The following is a 15,819-nucleotide window of genomic DNA, read 5'->3' as shown; positions in this document are numbered from 1 at the left end:
ACGCCGGGCGCGTTCGGGGCATTGATAGCGTTTGTCCGACGCGCAGTGCTGCAGCGAAGTCCGGTGCGAATCCGGCGCTGTCCCGCAACTGTCATAGCCAGGTCGCCTGCCGCTGCGCCGACGTCAACCCTCGTGGAAAAGGGTGATCCGTCACGACATGCGGGTCTCTCGGTTCCGACAGTGTGAAAGGACTTCTCGTGAGGCCCGTACGCATGGCCTTCGCGGGCGCGCTGCTGGGAACGCTCGCCGTGCTGGCCGGTTGCGGCCAGAGCGGCTCCTCCTCGGCGCCCTCGTCCCCCGCCCCCGCCGCTTCCGCCGCCTCGCAGGCCGGGTTCCCGGTCACCGTCGAGGCCGCCAACGGCAAGGTCACCCTGACCAAGAAGCCCGAGCGGATCGTCTCGCTCTCGGCCACCCACACCGAGACCCTGTTCGCGATCGGCGCCGGCCCGCAGGTCATCGCCGTGGACGACCAGTCCAACCACCCGCCGCAGGCCCCCAAGACCGCCCTGTCCGGCTTCAAGCCGAACGTCGAGGCCATCGTCGCCCACAAGCCCGACCTGGTCATCGTCTCCGACGACATCGACAAGGTCGTCGGAGAGCTGGGCAAGCTCAACGTGCCCGTCCTGCAGGAGCCGGCCCCGGCCAAGCTGGAGGACGCCTACGACGAGATCGCCGACCTCGGGGCGGCCACCGGCAACCGGGCCAAGGCCGACGAGCTCGTGGCCGGGATGAAGGCGAAGCTGGCCGAGCTGGCCGCCGCCGCGCCCAAGGACGGCAAGCTCACCTACTACCACGAGCTGGACCAGACGCCGTACGCGGCGACGTCCGGCACGTTCATCGGCCAGGTCTACGGCCTGTTCGGGCTGACCAACATCGCCGACAAGGCGCCCGACGCGGCCGGCGGCTACCCCAAGCTGTCGGCGGAGTTCGTCGCCCAGGCCGACCCCGACCTGATCTTCCTGGCCGACGTCAAGTGCTGCGGGCAGAGCAAGGACACCCTGGTCAAGCGGCCCGGGTGGAAGAACCTGTCGGCCATCAAGAACGACCAGGTGGTGCAGCTCGACGACGACGTCGCCTCCCGCTGGGGGCCGCGCGTCGTGGACCTCGCCGAGTCGATCGGCGCGGCCGTCGCCAAGGCGTCCGGCTCCTAGTGCCCGACCCCGTGCCCGAGGTGGCGCCCCGGCCGGTGGACCGGCAACCGTCCAGGGGCGTCCCGGACCCGCTCACGCGGCGGTCGGTGGCCGGGCCGCTGTGGGTGGCCGGGGCGCTGGCGCTGCTGGCCGTCTCCATGGTGGCCGGCCTGCTCGGCGGCGCCGCGGACATCTCGCCCCGGCAGGTGGTGCTCCAGGTCGTCGACTGGCTGCCGCTCGTGCACGCCGACTCGGGCCTGGCTCCGGTCGAGCAGGGCCTGCTGTACGAGATCCGGCTGCCCCGGGTGCTGGTGGCGGCCGTGGTCGGCGGGCTGCTGGCCGTGGCGGGGGCCGGCTACCAGGGGGTGTTCCGCAACCCGCTGGCCGACCCCTACCTGCTGGGCGCCGCCGCCGGTGCCGGCCTGGCGGCCACGGTGACGATCGTGCTGCTGCCGGCTCCGGCCGCCACCATCCCGGTGGCCGCGTTCGCCGGGGCCGTCGGCGGGGTGCTCCTGGCGTACGCGCTGGGCAACACCGCCGGCCGGGCGGGCGGCACGGCGACGCTCGTCCTCGCAGGGGTGGCCGTGACCTCGTTCCTGACCGCGATCCAGACGTTCGTGCAGCAGTTCAAGGTCGAGGAACTGCAGCGCATCTACGCCTGGATCCTCGGCGACGTGGGCGGCGGCTGGGCCCAGTTCTGGCTCGTCCTGCCGTACGCCGCCGTCTCCTCCGTCCTGCTGCTCCTGCACGGGCGGATGCTCGACGTGCTGTCCGTGGGCGACGAGGAGGCCACCAGCCTCGGCGTGCGTGCCGGCCGGGTGCGGTTCGCCGTCCTGCTCGCCGCGTCGCTGGCGACGGCCGCGGCCGTCGCGGTGAGCGGCCTGATCGGGTTCGTCGGCATCGTCGTGCCGCACGTGGTCAGGCGGCTGGCCGGTGGCTCGTACCGGCGGGTGCTGCCGCTGTCGCTGGTCGCCGGCGCGGCGTTCCTCGTCGTCGCCGACCTCATCGCGCGCACCGTCATCGCCCCGGCCGAGCTGCCCATCGGCGTCGTGACGATGTTCGTGGGCGCGCCGTTCTTCGTCGCCGTGCTGCGGATGACCCGGCAGGCCGCCACATGATCGAGATCACCGCCCTGTCGGTGCGCCTGGGCGGGCGCGAGGTGCTCACCGAGGTCGGGCTGCGGGTGCCGCGCGGCGAGTGGCTGGCCGTCATCGGCCCGAACGGCGCCGGCAAGTCCACCCTCGTCAAGGCCCTCATGGGCCTCGTCGCCCACCGGGGCGAGATCACGCTCGACGGCCGGCCGGGCGCCGCCCTCCGGCCGCGCGAGCGGGCCCGTCTCGTGGCGTACGCTCCGCAGACCCCCGCCCTGCCGCCCGACATGACCGTCTTCGAGTACGCCCTGCTGGGCCGCACGCCGTACATCCCCTATCTCGGCCGGGAGAGCCGCCGCGACAAGGAGATCACCGCCTCCGTGCTCGACCGGCTCGACCTGACCGGCCTGGCGGCGCGCCGCGCCGGCGAGCTGTCCGGCGGCGAGCGCCAGCGGGCCGTGCTGGCCAGGGCGCTGACCCAGCAGGCGCCCGTGCTGCTCCTCGACGAGCCGACCACCGCCCTCGACCTCGGCCACCAGCAGCAGGTGCTCGAACTCGTCGACCGGCTGCGGCTCGCCGACGGGCTCACCGTCGTCACCACCCTGCACGACCTGACCGTCGCCGGCCTGTACGCCGACCGGCTGCTCCTGCTCGCCGGAGGCCGGGCCGTGGCCGCCGGCGAACCCGGCCAGGTGCTCACCGAGTCCCTCGTCGGCGCCCACTTCGGCGCCCATGTCACGATCGAGCCGGGGCCCGGCGGACGGCCCGTCGTCCAGCTCGTCAGGGGAGGACCGTGAAGCTCACCCATCGCGTCGAGGACGGCGCGCGGCTCGGGGCGCTGCTGTGGGAGTTCGGGCCCGGCTGGCGGATGATCTCCTCGGCGATCCTCGGCGGCGGCATCGGGCCGCGCGCCTGGGTGCTGAACGCCCAGGTCGTGGCCGGCTACGCGCGGATGGACCCGGCCGACCACCTCGCGTCCCTGGCGCCCGCCGGGCCGGGCGTGGGCATGATGACGGCCGCCGAGGTCGGCCGCCATGTCACGGCGGAGGACCACGGGGCGAGGGCGGTGGCGACGGTCGGCCTGCGCGTCCCCACCTGGGCCGCCGCCCCCGAGGGCGCCGCCGACCCGGAGCTCCACCCCATGCTGTCGGCGCCGCCCCGGCCCGGCACCATCAACATCGTCGCCGCCTTACCGGTCGCGATGACCGACGCGGCCCTCGTCAACGCCGTCATGACGGTGACGGAGGCCAAGACCCAGGCGCTGATGGAGGTCGGCTATCCGGGCACGGGCACCGCCTCGGACGCCGTCTGCGTCGCGGTGCGCGCGGACGGGCCCCAGGAGCCGTTCGCCGGGCCCCGCTCGACGTGGGGCGCCCGTCTCGCCCGCGCCGTCCACGCGGCCGTGCGCCGTGGCGCCGAGGAGTGGCTAGTCCGTGACTGACGGTCATGGAGAACGGGGAAGTAGCATGTGGGCGAAGGCGAGATCCGCGACAATGAGCAGGTGACCGCGATGGCGACGACCGAACCGACCACCGGGCGCACGGTCCTTCCCGGCGTGCCACCCTTCACTGTCGACGACCTGCTCAAGTTCCCGGACGACGGGAACCGCTATGAGCTCTTCAACGGGAGCCTTCTGGTGAGCCCTTCCCCCGCCCCCCTGCACCAGCGTGCGATCCGCCGGCTTGAGCGCATTCTGGAAGACGCGGCTCCGCTGGAGCTGGAGCCTTTGGGGACCGTCAACCTGCGGGTGAGCGATGTGGACTACTACATCCCCGACCTGGTCGTCGTGCCGGCTGAGCGAACGGAGGCGGTGCCCCTGATGTTCGCGCCTCGCGATGTCCACCTCGCTGTGGAGGTGGTCAGCCCCAGCACTCAGGGGCGTGACCGAGGCTTCAAGACAGGAGCCTATGCGGAGGCGGGCATCCCTGTGTACTGGCGGGTCGAGATGGACGAAGGCCCCACCGTCTACGTCTACGAGCTCGACGGCAAGGCCTACGGGCCGCCGGTCGCGCACAAGGCCGGCACCGTCGCGGCTCTCCAGAAGCCATATCCCGTCAGCTTCGACCCGGCCGTCCTGCTCAGCCGTCGCGGCTGAGCGAGCCGTCCTCTGCCACCCGGACGCCGTAGTCCTCCTCCGCGCCTCGCCGGGTGACGCGGCCCGCCGCGAGGTCGGCCGCCACCGCCCCGAGATCGCGCTCCCCGGGCGGGCCGATGCCGCCGCCGCCCGTCGTCTCCACCACGAACCCCTCACCCGCCGCGAAGCGGACGTTGTTCACCTTGGACGCGAGCCGTTCCAGCCGCCCGTCCCGGTCACGTCGCAGGAAGCCGCCCACCCGCCCCGGCAGCCCGCCGTCGCGGCCCGGCGGAGCCAGGCGCAGCCGGTCGCCCCGCGTGGTGACGTGGCAGTCGGCCAGGAACCGGTAGACCGTGCGCGAGCCGAGCCCGCCCCGCCACCGGCCGGGGCCGCCAGAGTCGGGGATCGTCCCGACCGACTCCACCACGAGCGGGCATCGGCTCTCCACCGGCTCGGCCTGCGGGACCGAGTTGCGGCCGACGCCGAAGTGCACGCCCGTCGCGTCCGGCCCGTCGAGCCCGCGCCGCGCCCCCACGCCGCCGAAGTCGTAGGCCAGGTGGATCCAGTACGGCGCGCCCACGGCGGCGATCGAGAACGGCTGCAGGATGCCGCTGGCCGCGATGGCCCGCTCCGGCACGGCGTCCGACAACGCCTGGAAGACGGCCTCCATGGCCGCGTAGATGGGCACGTACCGGCCGCCGCACGGGTGGGGGGAGCGGGCGTCGAGCAGCGACCCCTCCGGCAGTCGCACGTCGAGGGCGCGCAGGCAGCCGTCGTTCATGGGCAGCGCCGGGTCGAGGAAGCAGCGCACCGCGAACACGGCCGCCGCCAGCGACTGGGACGCCGAGGCGTTGATCGCCGCCGGCACCTGCGGGCCGGTCCCGGCGAAGTCCACCACCACGCCGCCGTCGCCGACCGTCACCGCGACCCGCACGTGGTGCGCGACGCCCGGCGTGATGCCGTCGTCGTCGATCGGGTACGCCGCCTCGAACCGGCCCCGGGGCAGCTCGGCCAGCGCGGCCCGGGTCATCGCCTCGGTGTGGTCGAGGTAGTCCTCGATCCCGGCGGCCAGGCCCGCCTCGCCGTACTCGCCGAGGAGCGCGCCCAGCCGGGCGGCGGCCACGGCCGTCCCGGCGACCAGCGCCCGCACGTCGCCCATGACCTTGTCCGGGGTGCGGCTGTTGGCGCGCAGGATCGCCTCGACGGCGGGTTCCAGCCCGGCGGCGGTGGCCAGGCGGACCGGCGGGAGCTGGAGCCCTTCGAGGAAGACATCCGTGGCCAGCGGCGCCATGCCGCCCGCGGACAGCCCGCCCAGATCCGATACGTGGATCATGGTGGCGGTGAAGTACGCCGGGGCGCCGCCGACGAACACGGGCCGGTAGACCAGCAGGTCGTTGGTGTGCACGCCGCCGCGGTAGGCGTCGTTGAGCACGTACACCTCGCCGGGCCGCATCGTGCCGGGCGGCACGTCCGCCAGCAGCTCGGGCAGGGCGGCGCGCAGCGCCATGCTGTTCATGAGCGTGGTCGCCACGGACTGCGCGACCAGCCGCCCGCGCGCGTCCAGGATGGCGGCGGAGGCGTCGGAGCCCTCGACGATGAACGTGGAGTAGGCCGAGCGGACCACGACGATGCCGGCCTCCTCCGCGGCGACCAGGAGCGCGTTGCGCAGCACCTCGGCGGTCAGCGGGTCACGCACCGGCGGCCTCCTCGCGCAGCAGGTGGACGGCGCCCGCCGGGCCGGGCGCGGCGGTCCAGCCGGGCGGCACGACGATCGTGGACTCCGGGTCCTCGACGACGGCCGGGCCGGGCAGGACGCCGGGCAGGGCCGCCAGGGTGGCGCGCGTGTGCAGCGGGACGTCGGTGTAGCCGCCCAGCTCCGGGAAGTACGCCGCCCGCGTGCCGGTCCGTGTGCCCGTCCGTGTGCCGGTCCGCGTGTCCGCCCGCGTGCCCGTCCGTGTGTCCGTCCGTGGGTCCGCTCGGGTGCCCGCCGCGCGCGGGTCCGCCGCGCGCGGGTCCGGTCCCGCGGTGCCCGGCTGCCGGGCCGCCGGTGGTTCCGGGGGGCTCGCGGGTGGTGGCAGGGTGACGCGGACGCGGTAGCCGACGAGCTCCACCTCGCCCCGCTGCTCGATCCCGTACACCTGGGCGTACCGGGCGAAGAACCGCCCCCGCAGGACGTCCGGGGAGGCGCTCCACGGCACGGTCAGCTCGTGCGCCTGCCCGCGGAACCGGACGTCCACCGACCGCTCCACCCGCACCCCGGTGTCGTCCGGTGACACCCCCAGGTCGCCGGCCGCCTCCCGCGCCAGCGCGTCCAGGAGCCCGGCCGGGTCGGCGGCGCCGAGCCGTGACAGCACCCGGTCGGCCGACAGCGCCCCCGTCAGCAGCCCCGCCGCCGACGCGACTCCGCAGTACGCCGGCACCACGACCCGCCCGATGCCGAACCGTCCGGCCACCCGCGCCGCGTGCATCGGTCCCGCCCCGCCGAACGCCACCAGCGCGAACCCCCGCGGGTCGATCCCGCGCTGCACCGTCACCACGTGCACGGCAGAGGCCATCGCGGCGCTGACGATCGTGTGCACGGCGAGCGCCGCCTCCGCCCGTGGGACGCCGAGCGGCCCGGCCAGCCGGTCCAGGGCCTTCTCGGCGAGCGGCGGCGACAGCGGCAGGGACGCCGAGCCGAGGTAGCCGAGCACGAGGTTCGCGTCGGTGACGGTCGGCTCGGCGCCGCCGAGGCCGTAGCAGGCCGGCCCGGGGGAGGAGCCGGCCGAGCGCGGGCCCACCCGCAGCGTCCCGGCCGCGTCCAGCCAGGCGATGCTGCCGCCGCCCGCGCCCACCTCCGCCAGGTCGATGGCGGGCGTCCTGATCGGCACCCCCGTCCCGGCCCGGCGGCCGCCGAAGCTGCCCTTGCCGCCCACGTGGAACTCGTGGGTGATCTCCGGCCGGCCGCCGCGCACCACGCACGCCTTGGCCGTGGTGCCGCCCATGTCGAACGAGATCACGTCCGGCAGGCCGATGCCCGCCGCCGCCAGCACCCCCGCGGCGGGCCCCGACTCGATCGTCGCCACCGCCCGGCGGGCGGCCAGCTCGGCCGAGACGACGCCGCCGCCGGACTCCATGACGTGCACCGGAGCCCGCACCCCCAGCTCGGCGAGCCGGTCGCGCAGCCGTGACAGGTACGCGGCCATGAGCGGTCCGACGTAGGCGGACATGATGGTCGTGGTGGCCCGCTCGTACTCGCGGATCTCCGGCCACACCTCCGACGAGACGACGACGTCCGGCACCGACGCGCGCAGGACCGCCGCCACCCGGCGTTCGTGCGCGGGGTTGGCGTAGGAGTGCAGCAGGCAGACGGCCGCCGAGGTGATGCCGCGCCGGGCGATCTCGCGGGCCGCCCGCCGTACCGACGGCAGGTCGAGGGGGGTCAGGACCTCGCCGCGCGCCGAGACCCGTTCGACCACCTCGAAGCAGTCGGCGGGGTCCACCGGCGGGGGCGGCGGCGTGAAGCGCAGGTCGTAGCGCTCCTCCTCGACCCGGGCGTGGCGGCCCAGCGGGACGATCGACCGGAACCCGCGGGTGGTGACGAAGGCGACCCGCACGCCGCGGCGTTCGAGCACCGCGTTGGTGGCCAGCGTGGTCGCGTGCACGACCCGGGTGACGAGTGCCGGGTCGAGGCCGCCGAGCACCCGCGTAACGCCCGCCACGATCCCCGCGATGGGGTCGTCGTGGGTGCTCAGACACTTGGCCACGGTGACCGCGCCCGAAGGGTGGCGCAGGACCACGTCCGTGAAGGTGCCGCCGACGTCGACGCCGATCGCGTACCCCATCTGCGTACGTTAGGCAGTTGAGCAAGCGCTTGTCTACATTACCGTCTCTTGACTTACGCCACGTGATTGGGACCCTTGTGATATCCCTTGCGAAACCGGGAGCGGCGATGGCGCGTCTCACAGCTCTGGCCGGCGGAGCGGCGCTCGCCCTGACCCTGGTCGCCCTGCCCGTGGTGGCGCACGAGCACCCGAGCGGCATCACCGACCTGGTGACCCCCGCCGTGGTGCGCGTCGAGGCCAAGGCGCGCGTCGACATCACCCTCCTCGACCACATCGGCGACCTGGTCCACGTGGAGCGCTCCTACGACGTGCCCATCGGCGTCGGCACGGGCACCGTGGTGAGCCCCGAAGGCGCGATCGTCACCCTCACCGGGGTCGTCAGGAGCGAGCGGGACGTCGCGGTCCACGCCGCCAACAGGATCTTCGCCGAGCACCACGACGTGAAGATCCCGGCCGACTTCGAGCGCCACTCGCTCAAGGACGACGTGCTCGACCGGCACCTCAAGCAGTGCTATCCGCCCCTGTCGTCGCGGGCCACCTGCATCATCGACGTCACCACCGACATCACGGTGTTCCCCAACGTCTCGCCCGCCGACCCCAAGGGGCTCAAGGCCGACCTGGTCAGAGCGGGGCCGCGGCCCGACAGCCCGGCCGTGCTCATGACGTCGAGCCGCGTCGTCGGCAGCGTCGGGCTGCCCACCGCGCCGCTCGCCGACAAGGTGCCCGAGGCGGAGGGCGCGCCGGCCGGAGTGGCCGGGTTCCTCGGCCGGCCCGGACCCGACGTGCCCTACACGGTGGAGATCGCCCACCTGGGCAGGGGCGGCGGGTCGGGCGAGACCGGCAGGCCGTTCGCCGACCCCGAGAAGAAGGTGGACGAGCCCGTCAAGCTGGGCGGGCTGGCCGACCGCGGCATGCGCGGCGCTCCTGTCATCGGCGACAAGGACGGCCACGTCGTCGGCATGCTCATCGGCGGCGGCAAGGACGCCAGGATGATCGGCATCCGTGAGGTCACCGGCGCCCTGGCCAAGGCCGGGATCGCCCCCCGCCGGGGGGCTATCGACGCGGCGTTCGAGGCCGCGCTGACCCGCTACCACACCAAGTACTACACCGAGGCCGCGCCCGGCTTCCAGCGGGTCCTGGAGCTCTACCCGGGCAACGTGGTCGCCGCCGCGCTGCTGAAGGAGTCGCTGGCCAAGCGCGGCGGCCCCGCGGACCTGGGCGCCCGGCGGGCCGTCGCGCCGGCCGGCGGGTCGACGTCGCTGTGGCCGTTCATCGTGGCCGCCGCGGTGCTGTTCGTGGCGGCGGCTCTCGGGGCGTTCCTGCTCTGGCGGCGGGGCCGCGCGGCGGAGCCGGAACCGGCAGCGCCGCCACCGCCTGCCACGCAACCGTCGCCGGTCGGCGTGCCGCTCGACGAGGACGCCGGCCAGACGGTGGTCGTGCGCCGCTCCCACCCGTTCGCGGTGATCCCGCAGCAGAAGCCGGCGCCCACCGCCGCCGACGCGGCGCCGGCCGCCCCCGGCGCGCCCCCGGTGGGCTCGGTCGCGTACTGCACCGCGTGCGGGATGCGGCTGGGCCCGGCCCACCGGTTCTGCGGCTACTGCGGTCACCCCAGCGAGACGTGATGCACGCGAACGACAGATCGCTCGTCGGCCAGGAGGTGGCCGGTTACTTCATCGAGGACATCGTCGGCAAGGGCGGCATGGCCGTCGTCTACCTGGCGCTCGACCCCCGGCTCAGCCGCCGCGTCGCCCTGAAGATCCTCAACCCGGTGCTCAGCGTCGACGACCGCTTCCGGCAGCGGTTCATCCTGGAGTCCAGGACGGTCGCCAGCATCGAGCACCCCAACATCATCCCCATCTACGAGGCCAACACCGACGCCGACGGCGTCCTCTACATCGCGATGCGCTACGTCGACGGGCTCGACCTGCGCCGTCTCATCTACGACCGCGGCCCGCTGCCGCTCGGCCAGGCCAACCAGATCTTCGCCCAGGTGGCCGCCGCGCTCGACGCCGCCCACGCGCACGACCTGATCCACCGCGACGTCAAACCGGCCAACATCCTGCTGGCCGGCGACCACGTCTACCTCACCGACTTCGGCATCACCAAGCACCGCACGTCCATCTCGGGGCTGACGCAGACCGACCAGTTCATCGGCACGCCCCGCTACATGTCGCCCGAGCAGATCAACAAGGAGCACATCGACGGCCGGGCCGACCAGTACGCCCTGGCCTGCGTCGTCTACGAGGCGCTGGCCGGGAGGCTGCCCTTCCAGCGCGACAACGACATCGCGCTGCTCTGGGCGCACCTGGCCGAGCAGCCCACGCCGCTGTCGCAGATGCGGCCGGAGCTGCCGCCCGAGGTCGACGACGTCATGGCCAGGGCGCTGGCCAAGTCGCCCGAGCGGCGCTACCCGAGCTGCTCGGCGTTCGTCGCCGCGCTGCGCGAGGCGATCGGCGGCGGGCTGCCCGAGGACGTCCCCGTAGCGGCGGCCTTCCCGGCCCGCCGCGCCGGCCGCGCGCGCCGCACCGGCCGGCCGGCGGCCATCGCCGCCACGATCACCGCCGCCCTCGCGGCGCTCGTCCTGGTGGTCCTGGTGGTGGTCAGCCAGCGCGGCGAGTCGTGGACCCGCTACCAGAGCACCCCGGCGGCGCCGCTCAGCTTCGAGCACCCGGCCGGCTGGACCGTGCGCACCCACGAGGACCTGTTCGCGCTGGCCTCGCCGCGGGCCGCGGACTTCGAGTCGCTGTTCGTCTCGGGCGCCGGAGCCGACTGGACGAACGTGGTGCCGATCATCACCGACGAGCCCGACTCCGCCACGGGCGTCTACGTGCAGGTGTCCGACACGCTCAGCACCACCGCCACCGACGTCCAGATGAAGGCGATGCTCGAAGGGCTGCTCCCCGGCCGGATCGACGTGAGCGGCCCGGTGCCCGAGCAGGCCGGCGACGCCCCGGCCACGCGCTACCTCGGCTCGCTGACCGACCGCGAGAGCGGCGCCCGGCTGGGCTTCGTCGGTTACGTGGTGGAGCGCGAGCCCAAGCCCCTGCTGCTGCTGTACTTCTGCGCCAGGAACACCTGCGACGACGCCACGCAGGCCCGGGTCCGGCAGAGCGTGCGGCTGTCGTGACCGGCGGCCGCCGACGCTCTTGTGAGTGACTTGCGTACGGCTTGACCTGGGTGTTCAAGGCCCCCGGCGTTGTCTACGCTCCGCCTGTGGGAATACGCATCGTCATCGTGGACGACCAGGCGATGATCAGAGCCGGGCTACGGATGATCGTCGAGACCGAGCCCGGCATGGAGGTGGTCGGTGAGGCCGCCGACGGGCGTGAGGCGATCGTGGTGGCCCGGCGCACCCGGCCGGACATCGTGCTCATGGACATCTCGATGCCGCGCCTCGACGGGCTCTCGGCGGCCAGGGAACTGCTCGACACCCCGTCGCCGCCGAAGGTGATCACGCTGACCACGTTCGACAGCGACGAGAACCTCTACGCGGCGCTGCAGGCCGGCACCAGCGGCTTCCTGCTGAAGGTGTCGCCACCGGAGCAGCTCATCGAGGCGATCAGGGTGGTGCACGCGGGCGACGCGCTGCTCGACCCGGCCGTGACCAGCCGGGTGATCGCCACCTTCGCCGGCCGGCGCGAGCCGGCGCCCTCGCCCCTGCTGGCCGAGCTGACGCCGCGCGAGCTGGAGGTGCTGCGGCTGCTGGCGCGCGGCATCACCAACGCCGAGATCGCGGCCGAGCTGTACGTCGGCGAGGCCACGGTCAAGACGCACGTGGCCCGGGTGCTGATGAAGCTCGGCCTGCGCGACCGGGCGCAGGCCGTCGTCTTCGCCTACGAGACGGGGGTGGTGCGGCCCGGAGTGACCTGAGTCTCATCCTGTGGACCCTTTTTGGGGGTTTCGGGCGGCCTGTGTGTATATTTTCCGGGAGAACGGCGGAGTTACAGGAGATCTTTCATGCAGGCTTTCCCGAGGGTCCTGTTCGACGAGGCGCACAGCGAGTCGTGGACGATCCGGCGCGAGGTGGCCGAGGCCATCAACCCCGCCCACCCCGACGACAACAGCTACGCCCGTGCCGCCGCGCTGCTGCGGCACCTGGGACACACGGTGACCGCCCACACCGGCGGCCCGCTCACCGCGGAGACACTCGCCGAGCAGGACGTGCTGGTCATCGCGCACCCGTCGGGAGAGCGCTGGGAGCGCACCACCGGCCTCGGCGAGCCCGTCTTCTCCGCCTCCGAGATCGCCGCCGTCCGCGACTTCGTCGCCGGGGGCGGCGGGCTCGTCGTGCTGGCCGAGGAGGAGCAGGACAAGTACGGCAACAACGTGGCCGAGCTGCTCGCCGCGTTCGGCGTCGGCGTGCTGCACACCACCGTCCGCGACCCCCGCAACGCCCACCGCGACGTCGCCACCTGGGTCGTCGCCCGGCCGGCCACCACCGACGGGCTGCTGGCCGGCGTCAAGAGCGCCTGCTTCTACCGCTCCGGCGCGCTGGTTCCCGGCGCGGACGCGACCGTCCTGTTCGCCACCGGGCCGGCCGCCGCCCCGGCGAACGCCCCGCTGGCCGTCGCCCTGCGCCACGGCGCGGGCCGCGTCGTCGTCTTCGCCGACTCCGACCTGTTCGGCGACGACTCCCTCGACGACCACGACCACCGCACGCTCTGGGGCAACGTCGTCACCTGGGCCGCCCGCGTCCCCGCCCAGGCCGCCACCGCACCGGGCTCCGACGGCGACGCCAAGGCCGCGTTGTTCGGCGAGCTCAAGGCGGCCGTCGAGGAGCTGCGCCCGCTGCAGGCCAAGGACGGGTCCGTGCCCGAGGGCAAGGAGCGGGCCAAGGAGCTCGTCGGCGTGATCGCCGCCAAGGTGGGCGAGCTGGCGCCGTACTTCCCGCACGACGCCGCCTACCTGGAGGCCGTGCGCGCCGACCTCGCCGCGTGGGCCGGCCGCGACCTCGACGTCCCCGACTTCCTCGACTCGCTGAACCTCTTCCACCCCGACACCCAGCGCGTCGACGGCCTGGAGCACCTCGTGGTGTTCGCCATGTACACCCAGAACGGCAACCCCGGCCGCAACCTGGAGGCGGTCTGGCTGCGCACCATCTGGCCCGAGTGGCTGGCCCGGGTGGAGGCCGGCGGCTACGACAACCCCATGTTCGTGCCGATCTCGTTTGTGGACTTCACCTCCGGCTACGACACCCACTCGGCCGTGCTGTTCCCCGAGACCGTCGCCGTGCGCAAGACCCCCGAACGCTTCACCTGGGGCGGCATCTTCGCCGACCGCGAGGCCGCCAGGTTCCGGACCGTCTCCAAGGCCGCCACGGCCACCCTCCGGCTCGACCTGCCGCCGGACGCCGCCCGGCTGCTGGAGTCGCAGCAGCTCGCCCAGGACACCTTCGTGCTGTGGGACCTGGTGCACGACCGCACCCACAGCCACGGCGACCTGCCGTTCGACCCGTTCATGATCAAGCAGCGGATGCCGTACTGGCTGTACTCCCTGGAGGAGCTGCGCTGCGACCTGACCGCGTTCGGCGAGGCCGTGAAGCTGGAGGAGCAGGGCGTGCCGTACGCCCGTCACGTCCAGCACGCGATCCTGTTCGACCGGCTGTTCCGCTTCCCCATCACCGGTGAGCGGGTGCGCAACTACGACGGGCTCGGCGGGCAGCTGCTGTTCGCCTACCTGCACCGCAACGACATCGTCCGCTGGACCGACAACCGGCTCAGCATCGACTGGGAGCGGGTCGCGGACGGCGTGGCCGACCTGCGCGGCGAGGTCGAGAAGCTCTACCGCGACAGCATCGACCGCTCCAAGCTGGCCCACTGGCTGGCCGCCTACGAGCTGGTCAGCGCCTACGTCGAGCCGCACCCGGCCTCCACCTGGGCCAAGGGCGTCGAGGCCCTGCCGGAGGAGCAGAAGGCCAAGGTGGACGCGGTCCTGCCGGACGAGTTCCCCCTGAGCATGTTCTACGAGGCGCTGCGTCGTAAGCTGGCCGACGTGGTCGAGTCGACGAGGGGGATCCGCGGATGATCATTCTGGTGACGGGTGGCGGCGGCCCCACCGGCCAGGCCGTGTCCGGCTACTTCCGCGAGCAGGGCCACACGGTCATCGCCGTCGACAAGGACGAGGTGGACCTGCTGGACCGCGCGGCCGTCCAGGAGCTCGCCGCGCGGATCGAGAAGGAGCACGGCGGCGTCGACGGCGTGGTGCACCTGGTCGGCGGCTGGCGCGGCGGCAAGTCGTTCGCCGACACCGACCTCGGCGACTGGGACCTGCTGCACGACCTGCTGATCCGTACGCTCCAGCACGTCTCGCTGGCCTTCGAGCCGCAGCTGCGGCGCAGCCCCAACGGCCGCTTCGTGATCGTCTCCGCCAAGGCCGCCGAGCGGCCCACGGCGGGCGGGGCGGCCTACTCCGCCGCCAAGGCCGCCGCCGAGGCGTGGACGCTGTCGCTGGCCGACGCCCTGCGCGGCACCGGCAGCGCCGCCACGATCCTCGTCGTCAAGGCCCTGGTCAACGACGCCATGCGGGCGGCGAACCCCGAGGGGCGCTTCCCCGGGTTCACCGACGTGCGCGACCTCGCGCGGGCGGTCGGGGAGCTGTACGAGCGGCCGGCCGACGACGTCAACGGCATCCGATGGGACCTCACGCGGTGACCCTCCGGCACGACCCAGCCCTCAAGGCGTTCGCCAGCGACAACTACGCGGGCGTGCACCCCGAGATCCTGGCCGCCATCGCCGAGGCCAACGGCGGCCACCAGATCGCCTACGGCGACGACGTCTACACCGAGGCGTTGCAGGACGTCTTCCGGCGGCACTTCGGCGAGCGGGCGCACGCCTGGCCGGTGTTCAACGGCACCGCCGCCAACGTCGTCTCGCTGCGGGCCATGACCGCGCACTGGGAAGCGGTCATCTGCGCCGAGACCGCCCACATCAACACCGACGAGGGCGGCGCCCCCGAGGTGACGGGCGGCATCAAGCTGCTGACCGTGCCCACGCCCGACGGCAAGCTCACCCCGGAGCTGATCGACCGCCAGGCGTGGGGGTTCGGCGACGTGCACCGCGCCCAGCCGCGCGTGGTGTCCATCTCCAACACCACCGAGCTGGGCACCGTCTACACGCCGGACGAGGTGGCCGCCATCTGCGCCCACGCCCACGGCCTGGGCCTGCTGGTCCACCTCGACGGCTCGCGGCTGACGAACGCCGCCGCCGCCCTCGACGTGCCGATGCGGGCGCTGAGCACGGACGCGGGCGTGGACGTGCTCTCGTTCGGCGGCACCAAGATCGGCATGCTGTACGGCGAGGCGGTCGTGGTGCTCAACCCGGAGGCGGCGACCGGCGTCGACTACCTGCGCAAGACGTTCATGCAGTTGTCGTCGAAGATGCGGTTCGTCTCGGCCCAGTTCGAGGCGCTGCTGTCGGGCGACCTGTGGTTGCGCAACGCCCGCCAGGCCAACGCCATGGGCCGCCGGCTGGCCGAGGCGGTGCGCGGCCTGCCCGGCGTCGAGGTGCCGCGCCCGGTGCAGGCCAACGCGGTCTTCGCGATCCTGCCCCGCGACGTGACCGAGCGGCTGCAGAAGCGCTTCCGCTTCTACACCTGGAACGAGGCGACCGGCGAGGTGCGCTGGATGTGCGCCTTCGACACCACCGAGGACGACGTCGACGCCTTCGCCGCCGCCGTCGCGGAGGAGCTGGCCTAGACCGTGT

13 protein-coding genes and 1 riboswitch are annotated in these 15,819 nt (G+C 73.6%); of the genes, 11 read left to right on the top strand and 2 right to left on the bottom strand.

From position 1 onward, the window contains the following. Positions 1-5: 5 nt before the first annotated feature. Positions 6-128, top strand: a riboswitch (cobalamin riboswitch). 69 nt (positions 129-197) lie between these two features. The 5 genes from CXR44_RS02905 (at position 198) to CXR44_RS02885 (ending at position 4,316) form a co-directional block, all read left to right on the top strand. Then, entirely contained in the window at positions 198-1,151 is a 954-nt protein-coding gene (locus CXR44_RS02905; protein WP_101783240.1) for an ABC transporter substrate-binding protein, read from the top strand. A gap of 86 nt (positions 1,152-1,237) precedes the next feature. Further along, complete coding sequence (locus tag CXR44_RS02900; RefSeq protein ID WP_281260241.1) at positions 1,238-2,248, top strand: FecCD family ABC transporter permease; 1,011 nt, start codon at positions 1,238-1,240, stop codon at positions 2,246-2,248. Continuing rightward, positions 2,245-3,018, top strand: a complete 774-nt coding sequence (locus CXR44_RS02895) for an ABC transporter ATP-binding protein (RefSeq protein WP_101783239.1) — start codon at positions 2,245-2,247, stop codon at positions 3,016-3,018. Before CXR44_RS02900 ends, CXR44_RS02895 begins: the two co-directional genes overlap by 4 nt. Continuing rightward, positions 3,015-3,662 carry an adenosylcobinamide amidohydrolase gene (locus CXR44_RS02890; RefSeq protein ID WP_101783238.1) on the top strand — a complete coding sequence of 216 codons (648 nt, stop codon included), beginning with the start codon at positions 3,015-3,017 and terminating at the stop codon, positions 3,660-3,662. The genes CXR44_RS02895 and CXR44_RS02890 overlap by 4 nt, the downstream gene beginning before the upstream one ends. A gap of 27 nt (positions 3,663-3,689) precedes the next feature. Beyond that, positions 3,690-4,316, top strand: coding sequence for a Uma2 family endonuclease (locus CXR44_RS02885; protein ID WP_101783237.1), 627 nt, complete (start codon positions 3,690-3,692; stop codon positions 4,314-4,316). Here the strand turns inward: CXR44_RS02885 and CXR44_RS02880 are convergent. Together CXR44_RS02880 and CXR44_RS02875 are read right to left on the bottom strand one after the other, a co-directional pair. Next, entirely contained in the window at positions 4,300-5,991 is a 1,692-nt protein-coding gene (locus CXR44_RS02880) for a hydantoinase B/oxoprolinase family protein (protein ID WP_101783236.1), read from the bottom strand. The genes CXR44_RS02885 and CXR44_RS02880 overlap by 17 nt on opposite strands. Next, on the bottom strand, positions 5,984-8,119 hold the full coding sequence (locus tag CXR44_RS02875) for a hydantoinase/oxoprolinase family protein (RefSeq protein ID WP_101783235.1): 2,136 nt from the start codon (positions 8,117-8,119) through the stop codon (positions 5,984-5,986). The genes CXR44_RS02880 and CXR44_RS02875 overlap by 8 nt, the downstream gene beginning before the upstream one ends. Before the next feature lie 107 nt (positions 8,120-8,226). Between CXR44_RS02875 and CXR44_RS02870 the strand changes: the two genes are divergently transcribed. The 6 genes from CXR44_RS02870 (at position 8,227) to CXR44_RS02845 (ending at position 15,812) form a co-directional block, all read left to right on the top strand. After that, on the top strand, positions 8,227-9,741 hold the full coding sequence (locus CXR44_RS02870) for a zinc ribbon domain-containing protein (protein ID WP_101783234.1): 1,515 nt from the start codon (positions 8,227-8,229) through the stop codon (positions 9,739-9,741). Continuing rightward, a complete protein-coding gene (locus tag CXR44_RS02865; RefSeq protein WP_101783233.1) occupies positions 9,741-11,246 on the top strand; it encodes a serine/threonine-protein kinase in 1,506 nt (501 codons plus the stop codon). Before CXR44_RS02870 ends, CXR44_RS02865 begins: the two co-directional genes overlap by 1 nt. Positions 11,247-11,332: 86 nt before the next feature. Next, positions 11,333-11,989: a response regulator gene (locus tag CXR44_RS02860; protein WP_101783503.1), complete on the top strand. Its 657-nt coding sequence runs from the start codon at positions 11,333-11,335 to the stop codon at positions 11,987-11,989. Between the two features lie 87 nt (positions 11,990-12,076). Next, complete coding sequence (locus tag CXR44_RS02855) at positions 12,077-14,143, top strand: DUF6421 family protein (protein WP_101783232.1); 2,067 nt, start codon at positions 12,077-12,079, stop codon at positions 14,141-14,143. Next, complete coding sequence (locus CXR44_RS02850; RefSeq protein ID WP_101783231.1) at positions 14,140-14,769, top strand: SDR family NAD(P)-dependent oxidoreductase; 630 nt, start codon at positions 14,140-14,142, stop codon at positions 14,767-14,769. Before CXR44_RS02855 ends, CXR44_RS02850 begins: the two co-directional genes overlap by 4 nt. Continuing rightward, positions 14,751-15,812 carry a threonine aldolase family protein gene (locus CXR44_RS02845; protein ID WP_101783230.1) on the top strand — a complete coding sequence of 354 codons (1,062 nt, stop codon included), beginning with the start codon at positions 14,751-14,753 and terminating at the stop codon, positions 15,810-15,812. The genes CXR44_RS02850 and CXR44_RS02845 overlap by 19 nt, the downstream gene beginning before the upstream one ends. Positions 15,813-15,819: the final 7 nt, after the last annotated feature.

The organism is Nonomuraea indica (assembly GCF_002850745.1).
Lineage (GTDB): Bacteria > Actinomycetota > Actinomycetes > Streptosporangiales > Streptosporangiaceae > Nonomuraea > Nonomuraea indica.
This window is presented reverse-complemented; position numbering and strand designations above follow the sequence as displayed.

Coding starts and splice junctions, on each gene's coding strand:
- CXR44_RS02865 (WP_101783233.1), top strand. CDS start 9,741: ATGCACGCGAACGACAGATCGCTCGTCGGCCAGGAGGTGGCCGGTTAC.
- CXR44_RS02895 (WP_101783239.1), top strand. CDS start 2,245: ATGATCGAGATCACCGCCCTGTCGGTGCGCCTGGGCGGGCGCGAGGTG.
- CXR44_RS02875 (WP_101783235.1), bottom strand. CDS start 8,119: ATGGGGTACGCGATCGGCGTCGACGTCGGCGGCACCTTCACGGACGTG.
- CXR44_RS02845 (WP_101783230.1), top strand. CDS start 14,751: ATGGGACCTCACGCGGTGACCCTCCGGCACGACCCAGCCCTCAAGGCG.
- CXR44_RS02870 (WP_101783234.1), top strand. CDS start 8,227: ATGGCGCGTCTCACAGCTCTGGCCGGCGGAGCGGCGCTCGCCCTGACC.
- CXR44_RS02855 (WP_101783232.1), top strand. CDS start 12,077: ATGCAGGCTTTCCCGAGGGTCCTGTTCGACGAGGCGCACAGCGAGTCG.
- CXR44_RS02850 (WP_101783231.1), top strand. CDS start 14,140: ATGATCATTCTGGTGACGGGTGGCGGCGGCCCCACCGGCCAGGCCGTG.